The 11789-nt window shown below is 62.8% G+C and carries 11 protein-coding genes; 7 read left to right on the top strand and 4 right to left on the bottom strand.

Annotated features, from left to right (window positions below; all coding sequences use genetic code 11):
- Window positions 1-83: 83 nt before the first annotated feature.
- The gene (locus PCS43_RS07055) at window positions 84-503 is read right to left on the bottom strand and encodes a DUF5318 family protein (protein WP_042448217.1); all 420 of its coding nucleotides are present in this window, start codon (window positions 501-503) and stop codon (window positions 84-86) included.
- 128 nt (window positions 504-631) lie between these two features.
- On the opposite strand from PCS43_RS07055, the gene PCS43_RS07050 reads away from it, so the two are divergent.
- The 6 genes from PCS43_RS07050 to PCS43_RS07025 all read left to right on the top strand — a co-directional run bounded on the left by PCS43_RS07050 (window position 632) and on the right by PCS43_RS07025 (window position 6060).
- The gene (locus PCS43_RS07050; protein ID WP_007735521.1) at window positions 632-1471 is read left to right on the top strand and encodes a DUF1707 SHOCT-like domain-containing protein; all 840 of its coding nucleotides are present in this window, start codon (window positions 632-634) and stop codon (window positions 1469-1471) included.
- Between the two features lie 9 nt (window positions 1472-1480).
- Complete coding sequence (locus tag PCS43_RS07045) at window positions 1481-2302, top strand: DUF1707 SHOCT-like domain-containing protein (RefSeq protein WP_209910548.1); 822 nt, start codon at window positions 1481-1483, stop codon at window positions 2300-2302.
- Between the two features lie 9 nt (window positions 2303-2311).
- A complete protein-coding gene (locus PCS43_RS07040; protein WP_193594737.1) occupies window positions 2312-3082 on the top strand; it encodes a DUF1707 SHOCT-like domain-containing protein in 771 nt (256 codons plus the stop codon).
- Between the two features lie 116 nt (window positions 3083-3198).
- Window positions 3199-3762 (top strand): PadR family transcriptional regulator, encoded by a 564-nt coding sequence (locus PCS43_RS07035; protein WP_003946014.1) that lies wholly within the window; start codon window positions 3199-3201, stop codon window positions 3760-3762.
- Window positions 3755-4858, top strand: a complete 1104-nt coding sequence (locus PCS43_RS07030) for an inositol-3-phosphate synthase (protein ID WP_003945979.1) — start codon at window positions 3755-3757, stop codon at window positions 4856-4858. The genes PCS43_RS07035 and PCS43_RS07030 overlap by 8 nt, the downstream gene beginning before the upstream one ends.
- 143 nt (window positions 4859-5001) lie before the next feature.
- Window positions 5002-6060, top strand: coding sequence for an isopenicillin N synthase family dioxygenase (locus tag PCS43_RS07025; RefSeq protein ID WP_230793187.1), 1059 nt, complete (start codon window positions 5002-5004; stop codon window positions 6058-6060).
- 8 nt (window positions 6061-6068) lie between these two features.
- On the opposite strand, the gene PCS43_RS07020 is transcribed toward PCS43_RS07025, so the two are convergent.
- The gene (locus PCS43_RS07020) at window positions 6069-8186 is read right to left on the bottom strand and encodes an NAD(P)/FAD-dependent oxidoreductase (RefSeq protein ID WP_193594736.1); all 2118 of its coding nucleotides are present in this window, start codon (window positions 8184-8186) and stop codon (window positions 6069-6071) included.
- A 59-nt stretch (window positions 8187-8245) separates the two neighbouring features.
- On the bottom strand, window positions 8246-9631 hold the full coding sequence (gene pdxR / locus PCS43_RS07015) for a MocR-like pyridoxine biosynthesis transcription factor PdxR (protein WP_042448051.1): 1386 nt from the start codon (window positions 9629-9631) through the stop codon (window positions 8246-8248).
- A gap of 97 nt (window positions 9632-9728) precedes the next feature.
- On the opposite strand from pdxR, the gene PCS43_RS07010 reads away from it, so the two are divergent.
- A complete protein-coding gene (locus tag PCS43_RS07010) occupies window positions 9729-10436 on the top strand; it encodes a pyridoxamine 5'-phosphate oxidase family protein (protein WP_161120463.1) in 708 nt (235 codons plus the stop codon).
- Window positions 10437-10501: 65 nt separating this feature from the next.
- Here PCS43_RS07010 and PCS43_RS07005 read toward each other — a convergent pair whose 3' ends face one another.
- Complete coding sequence (locus PCS43_RS07005; RefSeq protein WP_209910551.1) at window positions 10502-11740, bottom strand: HNH endonuclease signature motif containing protein; 1239 nt, start codon at window positions 11738-11740, stop codon at window positions 10502-10504.
- Between the last annotated feature and the right edge of the window lie 49 nt (window positions 11741-11789).

The following is an 11789-nucleotide window of genomic DNA, read 5'->3' as shown; positions in this document are numbered from 1 at the left end:
TGGGGGAACTCACGAATCAAATCTCCAGTGGTCACGGACCGATCACGTGCAGACTTCGATCGGGCCCTTCTTCGGGTGTGGCGTTACTCGCTGGCGGTGCGCCGGCTTGGTGGGCGTGCTCGCCGCGGTCGCGGCGGCGCAGGTACTGCGCCGAGCACATAGGACTGCACCAAGTGGTTCCAACTGCAGGTACGGCACACCTCTACAACGTGCACCGTGAACTCCTCTGCTGTTTCCGCAAGCCGAGCGAGCTCGTCCGAGGTTCGGGCCGATCCCGAAACCTGACCGAGCTTGTCGCCGAACACCCAGGACACGAGCGTCAACTGTTCCTTGCGGCAAATGGGGCAGACGACGTCGCTGCCCCGGCCGTGGAACTTCGCGGCTCTGAGTAGGTACGGATCGGCGTCACACACCTGCTTGACGTCGGTCCGACCCGCAGACACTTCGGCCAGCACAGACCGACGCGCGAGCGCGTAGTCCACAACTTGCCGCTGTATCCGCACCTGACCAGCGTACGTGCGTCCGTGCCGCGACGGACGGTTCGGGAGGGTCACGATGAACACATTTCGGGGGCTGGGGGCATGGCGACCAGCCATTACGATCACTTCCTGTGAAGTCTTCTCGTTCTCCGATGACGCGCGCTCGTGATCTTGATCGCGTCGAAACGTGCAATGTGTTGGACGCCGCGTACGCCGAAGGGCAGTTGAGCGCGGAGGACTACTTCGACCGGACCGAGAAGGCGAAGTCCGCGAAGACCCTGCTCGCACTCGCACGCCTGGTCAACGATCTGCAGGTGCCGAAGATCGAGACCAAAACGGTGCCTCGGACGTCGACGGCACGAAAGGCCGTGTTCGTCGGTGCTGCTGCTCTGATCGTCGTCGGCGCGATCGCAGCAGTGGCGTGGAGTCGGTCACCGTTGACGCCCTCGGAAGACATCACAGCCAGTTATGCCAGCACTACTTCCCTCGCTCCGCCGTTGCCGACCACCACCCCGGTGCCGGAGCCGACCGTCGAACCGATCCTGATCGCACACATCGACACGTTGACGCCGGAAGGAATCGGCGCATTCATCGAGAGGTATCGAGAAGAGTTCGGTGACATGTTCGTAGACGACGCCAGCTTCCACGGCGACTACTCATCAGTGAGCCGGGCGGTCCCCGATGCTCCCGCTCTCACCGAGTCCATCAGTTTTCGCGACGGCTTCGAGAGGGAAGTGACGTCCATTCCGCGGCGAACGGGCCAGCCGACCTTCGACCTCGGTTCCATCCAGATCGACAAGCTCGCGCCGTACATGGTGAACATCGGCGACTATGTCAATGTTTCGGACGCCGCGATCACCCACTTGATCGTGGACGCGAACTACGGCGTCCCGGAGATCGCGATCTATGCAGAGAACGGACTCGGCCACCAAGGACGCATCGAGGTCACGCCGTGGGGCGAGATCTCTCGTTCCTACCCGTACGGGAGCTAGGGTGAGCCGGTGAGTGGGTCCCCGACTACTACCTCTACGCGCACCCGTGCGCGCGACGTCGACCGTTCCGATACCTGCGCCGTTCTCGATACGGCTCTGTCCGACGGCCAGATCACGGTCGACGAGCACGCGAACCGGACGGCTGCGGCCATGACCGCGACCACCCTCGGCCAGCTCGATCTACTGGTCCGCGATCTGCAGAAAGCAACGCTGCGCAACGCCGTCGCCAAAGTTCGCCGTATCGACAAGATCTGGTACCTCGCAGCCGCATCGACTACCTTCGCCGGCCTGATCGGGTACCTCACCTTGTCCGCCGACCCTTCACCCCCACCGCCTCCACCGGCGGCAGCCGAAAACGTCGAACCGCTTGCCCCCATTGTGAGTTCGACGTTGAACACGGTCACCGCAAGCGGGATCGGGGAATTCATCACCAGATACAGCGCCAAGTACGGCACGACGATAATCGATTCCGCCAACTTCTACGACGGCTATGCAAGCGTCACTCGCGCCGCCGCTGTCTCGCCGAACCTGGAGGAAGACATCGACTTTCGAGGCGGTTTCACACCACGCGACAGCACGTCGACTCGAGCAGCCAGCACCGTCACCTTCGACCTCGCTGCCGTCGACATCGACAAACTCGCCGGATATCTGGCAGGAGTGTCCGCAAATCTCAACGTCCCCGACGCCGAGATCACACACATCAGCATGAGTTCGTCGAGCGACGATCCACGCGTCTCCATCTACGCCAGCAACAACCTCGGCGCGAGCGGCTCAATGGACTTGACCCCGGATGGCCGCCCGATCCGCTTGTCTCCCTTCACTCCTCGATAGGCCCCGGACATGCCGAACGATCTGACCAGGACCACCCGCGCTCGCAATGCCGATCGCGAGGCTACCTGCGCAGTGCTGGACTCCGCCTTCGCCGACGGACAACTCACGGCGACCGAGCACGACGAATTGACCGAACTCGCCGCGGTGGCAGTCACTCTCGGCGATCTCGAAGATTTGACGTCCGATCTGCAGACCGAAGCGTCTCTGCCTGTTCTCCGGAAAGAACCTTCGCTCGACACGCGTTTGATCGCCCTTGTGATCATCGCTCTGTCACTGGTCTCGGCTGTCGGTTTCGGAATCAAATACGCCGCGTCCGACTTCACGATCTTCTCGAGCCCCGAGCCACAGTTACACACCGTCGACGGCCTGGGGGCGATGTTCCATGCCATCGAAACGGAGTACGGCAGCGGACTGGTCGACGAGATGACCATCTATCCCACTTATGCACGCGTAACGCGCGCCGATCCTGCCGCGCCGCGCAAGAGCCTGGACAGCTACTACCGAGGCGACCTCGAGGACACGACTTCAGGAGGATCACGCGAACCCGACGTGACACAGATCGACGTCAGACAGCTCGATCCTCGCATCGTGATCGCCCTGCTCGACGGCGCCGGAACCACCACCTCCGTGCAGAATCCGACCACTCGGTACGTCTCTGTCGACAGCACCGAAAATGTTCCGACCATCCAGATTCACGTTGGCAACGACCTCGACGAGAGCGGGTACCTGACCGCTGCCCTCGATGGCGAAATCATGTCGATCTACCCGTTCACCCCCTGATCTAGCCGTGACACCCTGGTACACGTATCGGTCCGCAGTGTGGTTTTATATATCGGCGCGATATAGTTGGTTATCGCATCAAGCGGTTAGGTTCAACGACTCGGGAGGTTTGTCAGTTGCTCGAACTCGCAATCCTCGGGCTGCTCCTCGAGTCACCGATGCACGGATACGAGCTGCGTAAGCGGCTCACTGGTCTGCTCGGCGCATTCCGCGCGTTCTCGTACGGATCGCTGTACCCGGCACTGCGGCGCATGCAAGCCGACGGATTGATCTCAGAAGACGTCGACACTGCCACCGGCACGCTCAAGCGTCGGGCGCGTCGCGTCTACCAGCTCACTCCGGAAGGTCGGCAACGGTTCACCGAACTGGTCGCCGACACCGGGCCGCAGAACTACACCGACGACGGTTTCGGCGTTCACCTCGCCTTCTTCAGCCGCACCCCCGCAGAAGCGCGGATGCGGATCCTCGAAGGGAGGCGACGCCAGGTCGAGGAGCGCCGTGAGGGGCTCCGCGAGGCCGTCGGTCGGGCCAGCGGATCGCTGGACCGCTATACCCGTCAGCTCCATCAGCTCGGACTCGAATCGAGTGAACGCGAAGTGCGTTGGCTCAACGAATTGATCGCAGCCGAGCAATCGACAACAGGAACATCCCGGAAAGAAGGAGAACCCGACCATGGGTGAGAACAGCACCGCGGTGCGCGTAGCCATTGTGGGCGTGGGTAACTGCGCCTCGTCCCTGGTTCAGGGCGTCCACTACTACAAGGATGCCGACGAGACCCAGACGGTCCCCGGCCTCATGCACGTCAAGTTCGGTAAGTACCACGTCCGCGACGTGCAGTTCGTCGCTGCGTTCGACGTCGACGCCAAGAAGGTCGGCTTCGACCTCTCCGAGGCGATCCTCGCGAGCGAGAACAACACCATCAAGATCGCCGACGTCCCGCCCCTGGACGTTCCCGTTCAGCGTGGCCCGACCCTCGACGGCATCGGCAAGTACTACGCCGAGACCATCGAGCTGTCCGACGCCGAGCCCGTCGACGTCGTCAAGGCACTCAAGGACGCTCAGGTCGACGTCCTCGTCTCCTACCTGCCCGTCGGTTCCGACGACGCTGACAAGTTCTACGCACAGTGCGCGATCGACGCAGGCGTTGCATTCGTCAACGCCCTGCCCGTCTTCATCGCTTCCGACCCGGAGTGGGCTGCCAAGTTCAAGGACGCCGGCGTCCCGATCGTCGGCGACGACATCAAGAGCCAGGTCGGCGCCACCATCACCCACCGCGTGATGGCGAAGCTGTTCGAAGACCGCGGCGTCGTGCTGGACCGCACCTACCAGCTCAACGTCGGTGGAAACATGGACTTCAAGAACATGCTCGAGCGTGATCGCCTGGAGTCCAAGAAGGTTTCCAAGACCCAGGCCGTGACGTCCAACCTGACCGGCGCACTTGCCGGCAAGGTTCACGACCGCAACGTCCACATCGGTCCCTCGGACTACGTGGAGTGGCTCGACGACCGCAAGTGGGCATACGTCCGCCTCGAAGGCCGCGCCTTCGGTGACGCTCCCCTGAACCTGGAGTACAAGCTCGAGGTCTGGGATTCGCCCAACTCTGCCGGCATCATCATCGACGCCGTCCGCGCAGCCAAGATCGCCAAGGACCGCGGCATCGGTGGACCGGTTTACCCGGCTTCCGCTTACCTGATGAAGTCCCCGCCGGTCCAGATGGCCGACGACAAGGCTCGCATCGAGCTCGAAGCGTTCATCATCGGAGCCGACGAGGCCTGATTTAGTTCACGCTGATTCGGGGTCTTGCGCCAACGGCGCAAGGCCCCGATTCTGTTATCCGCAGGGTGTTTCCGCATCCGCGCGGGTAATCACGCCTGCGGCTGCCGAATTGCCGTGCGGGTCCGGGTGCCGCTCAGCGTGGAATGATGGACATCAGAACCATCACACGGATCGAGGACCCCATGTCGATTACGTCGCTGCCAGTGCTCGATCTGTCGCTTGCGCAGAACCCCGACACCGCCGAGCAGTTCCGCACTCAGCTCCGCGAGGCCACCCACGAGGTCGGATTCTTCTACCTGGTCGGCCACGGGATTCCCGACGAACTGCAGCGACGCCTCCTCGACGTCGCCCGCGAGTTCTTCGCGCTTCCCACTGCCGAGAAGCTCGCGATCGAGAACGTCCGCAGCCCGCACTTCCGTGGGTACACCCGGCTCGGCGGCGAACTGACCGAAGGCAAGCAGGACTGGCGCGAGCAGATCGACATCGGGGCCGAACAGCCCGCGGCCGAGCGCACCGACACCTCACCGGCCTGGGCGATCCTGCAGGGCCCCAACCAGTGGCCCGACGCCCTTCCCGAACTTCGCGACGTCATCACCGAGTGGAACGACACACTCACCTCGATCGCATTGAGCCTTTTACGCGAATGGGCGGTAGCCCTGGGCCAGGATGCGAACATCTTCGACGACGCGTTCGCTCACGATCCGTCGATCCTCATCAAGGTGGTGCGTTACCCGGGCCGCCCGAAAGGTGCCGGCTCCCAGGGCGTCGGCGGACACAAGGACGCGGGTGTGCTGACTCTGCTCTATGTCGAACCGGGCAAAGGCGGTCTGCAGGTCGAGCACGACGGCGACTGGATCGACGCGCCGCCGATCGACGGGGCGCTGGTGGTCAACATCGGCGAACTGCTCGAGGTCGCTACCGGTGGCTACTTGAAAGCGACTGTGCACCGGGTAGTTTCACCCGAGGGCGACGGTGAACGTATCTCGGTGCCGTTCTTCTTCAACCCGAACTACGCAGCGCAGATCCCGGAGTTCGACCTACCGCCCGAGCTCGCGGCGCGCGCCACCGGCGTCACCGTGGACGCGAACAACCCGATCCACGATTCCTACGGGGCGAACGCCCTCAAGAGTCGACTACGTGCGCACCCCGATGTCGCGGCCCGCTGGTGGCCGGACATCGTTGCGGCACAAAGCGCTACCTAGGGGATGGGTCAAAGATCCATCGCGACTTTCCACGCCGTGTGCATCGCGCCCTCGATGTAGTCGACGTTCACCGCGTCACCGACCACGTGCACGTCGGAGACGACGCCGATCAGAGCGTCGGCCAGTGGCGCCTGCGCCGACACTCCCGAGGCGACGACAACCATGTCGGCCGGAGCGGTCAGTGTCTTGTCACCGGAACGGAATTCGACGTGCTCCTTGGTGATGCGCTGCACCGTTGAATTGCGGTGAATGTTCACGCCGACATGCTTGGCGTGCCGCACCGCCGTCCAGCGGCGCGGCATCGCCATCGGAATGCCCAACTGCTGGCCTTCTTCGATCAGCGTCACATTGCGACCTCGCTCGGCCAGGAACTCCGCGAGCTCGAGTCCGACAAGCGAACCACCGATCACGACAACGTCCTTACCCATGGGCAGGAACTTGCGGGTCACAGCTCGGATCGCCGCGGGGCTCTTGGTGATACCGGACAGCTTGCCCAACTTGGCCATCGTCCGCAGGAACGGCGGTACCTGTGAGACGTCTCCCGCTCCGGTCATCAACGCGCGCAACGAATCACCGGTGTGCACGTGCGGGAGATCACCGCCCGGAACGCTAGGCCGCTCACGAACCGCACCGGTGGCCACGACTACGGCGTCGGGGTTCAGTGCCCGGATCGAGGCAACCGAGGCTTCGGTCTTCAGTCGAACATCGACACCGAGACGCTCGATTTCCACTTTCAACCAGCTGAGCAGACGCCCGTTGTCCGGGGTAGTGAGGCTCGAGAACCACAGGGTGCCGCCGAGGCGATCGGATTTGTCCAACACCGTGACTCGGTGCCCACGTTCAGCGGCCACGCGAGCCGTTTCGAGACCACCGGGGCCCGCTCCGACCACAACAATGTGTTTCGGAGTGCTGGTCCGAACGAAGGGGAGAAGCGCTTCGTTGCCCAGGGCAGGGTTCACCGCGCACAGCGGGGTCTCGTCCCAGAAGTTCTCCTGCACGCAGACGTAGCAATTGATGCAAGGCCGAACCCGCTCGGGTAAACCGTCTTTGAGTTTGTTCACCAACTGTGGATCGGCCAGGAGCTGGCGGCCCATTGCGGCGAAGTCCGTGCGACCTTCCGCGATCATCTTCTCGCCGACCTCGGGGAGCATACGTCCGACCGTGATCACGGGGATCGATATCGCCTGCTTGATTCGCGTTGCATTGTCGGTGTAGTAGCCGACCTTGTCGGGCAGGGGGCCGTCGGTGAAGTTGGCAAAAGCATTCAGCGCGGTACCGGTGACGTGAATGGCGTCAGCGCCGGCCTCTTCGAACATCTTCGCGGCCGCAGCAGCCTCGTCGACCGTCAGCCCGTCGGTTTCGCCGTACTCTTGACCGGCCAGACGCACGATGACGGCGAGCGCACCACCGACCTCCTCCTTGACCGCCCGAATGACCTCACAAGCGAGGCGAGCACGGTTCTCCATGGAACCTCCGTACTCGTCGCTGCGCTGATTCGTGTACCGACTCAGGAACGCTCCGAGGACGTAGTTGTGGGCACAGTGAATCTCGACGGCGTCGCCGCCCGCCGCCTTCACCCGTCCGGCAGCCTCGGCGAACATGCGAACCAGCCAATCAAGATCTTCCTTGGTTGCCTCGTGGTACGTAGCCCTCTTGCCCTCGTTGATGGCAGCCATCTTGCCCAGTTCTTCTGGCGTGCAATCGGCCATCGCGCTCATGTCACCCGGCGGCTTCGGCGTGGACGGGACCAACTGCGGTCGGCCGTCGAGGGTATCGATGCGCGCCACCTTGCCGTGGTGTGTCATCTGCACACAGAGCTTGCTGCCTGCGTCGTGGACTGCGTCGGCCAACGCCTTGAGACCGGGGATGAACCGGTCTTCCGAAAGCCCCGGTTCCTTGCGGCTGGTGCAGCCCAGCGGATACGCAACAGCGCAGCAACCGGTGATGATCAGACCCGTTCCACCAGCTGCACGCGCCACGAAGTGGTCGATGTCGCCCTTTTCGATTTCCCCGTCTTCACACAGGTTCATGTCCATCGCAGGGAGAACCACGCGATTGGGCACGGTCATCGGGCCGATGGTGCCTGGTGCGAGCAGGTGCGGAAAGGTCTGGCTTCGGATCGTCACGAGCAGACGCTAGAACTGGACCACGCCCATCCGTTGCCGCACTCCCGATCAACGAGACTTCACGCGCTGTGACGTGCGAGGCACTCGGCTATCACCTCGAGCGCATATTCGAGGTCCGCGGATTCCACCCGTCCGTAGCCGATGACCAATCCGCCGGGGTCTCCGTGCGTTCGGGTGGACTCGACCAGGGTGGGCACTTCGACGCCGTGTTCAAGTGCCTCGCGAGCGACGGCGGCTGCCAGATCCGCGTCGAGCATGAGCGTCGTGTGCATGCCGGCGCCGAGACCCCGCAGTTCACCGAACGATGACAGCGCTTCCTCGACCGCCCGATCACGCTCCCGGTACCTGCGCCGGGCGGTACGCACCGCTCGATCCCATTCGCCGTCACGGAGCAGGGACAGGAGTGCTTGCTGCAGCGGAACCGACGGGAAGTCGCCGATTCGCTTGCGGTGTACTGCTATGCGGTCAACCAGGTCGAGGGGAGCTACCAACCAGCCCAATCGAATTCCGGCGCCGAGCGTCTTGGCAACTGTTCCGAGATACACCACCCGATCAGGAGCCAACTGGGCAAGCGCAGGCAAAGGCGCTACGTCGTAACGGAATTCGGAGTCGTAGTCGTCCTCGAACAGGACGACGTCGCGGACGCGGGCGAACTCGATCAACTGGTTGCGCCGACCTACCGGAAGCAGCCCACCCGTCGGATACTGATGGGACGGTGTCACATACACGCCACGGACGCTCTCCGACGCAGTTTCGAGTTGGTCGACACAGAGACCATGAGCGTCGACGGGCACGTCGAGCAGCGACCATCCACAGGCTGTAGCGGCCGAGGACGCATACCGGTATCCGGGATCTTCCATCGCCAGAACAGCACCACGGGTACGCAGAGCCGACAGGGCGAGGCCGAGACCATGCGTGGCACCTGAGGTGATCAGGATTCTCTCGGGTTCAACCGACATTCCGCGGGCTCTTGCCAGTAATTCCGATAGTGCCGAACGCAATTCGTAGTCACCCGCAGGATCGGGATCCTCGAAAGGTGGTGGTTTGGACCCGACGTCACGCCACGCCCGCCGCCACGCTGCCGATGCACGCGGTGGCGTCCACGGCACGCCCGGCCGGAGCTGCACCCTGGGTGACATCTTGTCGGCGGCCTTCTTCGGTGTAGTCGTGGGAGTGACCATGGGGGAGGGCGCCTCGGCAACGAAGGTGCCTGAGCCGTGCACAGCGACAAGCCAACCCTCGGCGATCAACTGCTCATACGCCCGTTCCACGACGCCCCGCGCCACCTCGAGCTCCGCCGCCAGCTTCCGGGAACTGGGTAACCTCAGACCCACTGCCGCCTTACCACTGCGGATATCAGCTCTGAGGTGGTCGGCAATCTGGACCGGGAGCGCCCGCCGATCTGTCCGGTCGAGGACGACGGCTACCGCCGAAGGCAGAAACATTCAGAACCCTCCCGGAAGTGGCAAATCGAAGTGGCCTATCGAAGTCTCCACTGATTGGACCATGACTTGAAGCCACTTTGCCACCAGCATTGTCTGCATGACAGATTCCGTTGTCTTTGCTGCCCCTGCTCCTGCCCCCACTGCACCTGTTCCGCTGTCCCCGACAGCACGTACGACGCACAAGCGCGCCCGCCACCACGGCGTCGCAGAACGCGCGGCACTCGTCGACGTCTTGCAGTCCGCGAAGCTGTGCCACATGGGTGTGACCGTCGGCGGAGTTCCCATGGTGTTTCCCACCGCCTACGGGTTCGACCTCGACGGCCCCGACCGCGGCGGATCTATTTATGTTCACGGTTCAGTCGCTTCACGGAGCTTGGCTCCCGACAGCGAAATCTGCATCACCATCACGATCCTCGACGGGCTCGTGTTGGCTCGGTCGGGCTTCCACCACTCGATGAACTACCGCAGCGGCGTCATCATCGGATCACCTCGAGTCGTGACCGACGGCGACGAACGCGTGAAGGCTTTGAATCTGATCGTCGACCAGGTGGTTCCCGGACGTTCCCAACACTTGCGGGATCACACGCGCAAGGAAATGGCGGCAACCATCGTTCTTGCGCTGCCGTTGTACGAGGCTTCCGTCAAGGCTCGCACCGGCGGCCCCGGTGACGATGCCGCCGACATCGGTATCGAAACCGTCTGGGCTGGAGTAGTTCCCGCAGCTACGCACTTCGGTGAACCGATCCCGTCCGAGGATCTCGACTCCGGTGTCGCGCTGCCGGACCATATCTCGACGATGCTCTGACCGCACACGCCGTACACACCGGGGCATGGCTAAGCCCCGGTGTGTACGTATTCAGTTGCGCCCGTTCAGGCTGCTGTAGGTGGGCTGTTCCCGCCGATCGGATGTTGATACGGATCAACCGACATCGGTGGATAGAACACCGTTTTTCGATCCGGACCGATCTCCACCCGCCACTCCGTGTGATGCAGCGTCCGATGGTGATGACCGCACAACAAGATCAGATTGTCGAGATCCGTTGGGCCACCATCGTTCCAGTGAACAATATGATGGGCATCGCACCACCCCGACGGAGTCCCGCACCCCGGAAACGCACACCCACCATCACGAACCGCCAACGCCCGCCGCTGCGGCACCGTCGCCGTTCTCGCTTCCTTACCGCAGTCGAGCGGAACACCACTCTCATCCAACAAAATCCGCGTGATCGTGCAGTCGCACGCCAACATCCGCGCGGTATCGATACTGATCGGGCCCACCCAATCCGCCCACGCGAAACCCAACTCCTGAGTCGACGGCAACATATCCTTCAAGGCTTTGAGGTCTGTCATGTCTTTCGCCGACGCAGTCACCGTGATGTGCGGTTTCACCCCGCCCTCGATCGGACCCAACCCCGCCCGCTCATACCGCCGCAGTAGTTCGCAAAACCCATCCGCCCGCCGCAGCGCCGGAGTACGCGTGTCCTTGACGCCGTCCTTCTCCGGCGTCGGCGCAGACAGACTCGACAACAACGTGATCAACCGGGCCCCGTTCACCGCATCCAGATCACCCTTCACCGACACCCGCCCGTACAAACCTTTCGAGGCATAGAACTCGTTACGCTCCGAATCCTCACCCACCGGAACACCGTCCTCACGCTTGCCGTACTGCTTCTCGATCCGCCGAATCGCTGCCCGAACCGCATCACAATCGGCGATGTTCTTCGACGCCAAACCCAACAGAATCCCGCGAGCCTTGTCCACATCCGCCAGGGTCATGTTCTTCGGCGGATGCTGACAAAACGACGCCACCTGACGGGCTTTCAACGCATCCACGTCACCGCGATGAAACGCATCGCCCACAACGGGTTCGAGCATCAACAACCGCGCCAACCCGACCAGCAGACTGCACTCACCGATCTCCAGATTCGTCGAACCATGCAACCACTGCGCGATCGCCCGAAAACCCTTCCCACCGAGAACCTCCCGGGAAAACATCTCCACGATCAGCAACACCATCCGCGACTGCAACTCGTGCCGGACACGCACCAGATCCAGAACCTCACCCTTGAGGTCCTCACCATCCAGTTGCCACGCATCCCGACTGTCCATGCTCAAAGTTTAATCGAACAAAGTTCGAATACAAGGGATGGTAACCGAA

Source organism: Rhodococcus sp. C-2, assembly GCF_027854095.1.
GTDB lineage: Bacteria > Actinomycetota > Actinomycetes > Mycobacteriales > Mycobacteriaceae > Rhodococcus_F > Rhodococcus_F qingshengii.
The sequence above is the reverse complement of the archived record's forward strand: the minus strand, read 5'-3'. Positions and strand labels throughout refer to the sequence as shown.